Here is a 588-nt window from a genome sequence, read left to right as displayed (position 1 = left end):
AAAAACTTCAACAAAAACAACAAAACTGCAGAGAACCAAGAACCACACCCCAAAGGGTGCGTCTTGATCTTTACAAAGATGCTCGCGTCCACTGTGCAGTTCTCAAACAACCAACGACCCCGACCCCACCAGACCCGCCTACCCCACCCACACCCTCATACAAGAGCGCAGACGAGACGGTTCGTGGTCCAAGGACCGGCCCGTACCAGGCACCCCACCAACCGGTGGCCGGTGACCTGAGGACCCAACAGTGTGCTCGACAAGCCCCCAGCCCCACCCGTGATGTTCCACCACCACCCACACGAACCCCCGAAGAGGCACGAGCGAGCCGGCAGGTACTGACACCAGCAAGACCAAGAAGGCTCTTTCGTCAATGTTCCACCCATGAGCAACCACCCACCACACGGACGGCGATGGCGTGGCACCTGAACCACCCACCCACCAGCAAACACCGGCAAGGCGAGGGTTGGTAGCTCCTTAGAAAGGAGGTGATCCAGCCGCACCTTCCGGTACGGCTACCTTGTTACGACTTAGTCCCAATCGCCAGTCCCACCTTCGACCACTCCCCCCGCGAACGGTTGGGCCATG

General features: G+C 59.5%; 1 rRNA gene. It reads right to left on the bottom strand.

What is annotated here, in order from left to right:
- Positions 1–481 precede the first annotated feature (481 nt).
- Positions 482–588: ribosomal RNA gene (locus MT994_RS19290) — 16S ribosomal RNA — on the bottom strand; the annotation flags it as partial.

Source organism: Cellulosimicrobium sp. MI9406 (genome assembly GCF_040595865.1).
GTDB classification, from domain to species: domain Bacteria; phylum Actinomycetota; class Actinomycetes; order Actinomycetales; family Cellulomonadaceae; genus Cellulosimicrobium; species Cellulosimicrobium funkei.
This window is presented reverse-complemented; position numbering and strand designations above follow the sequence as displayed.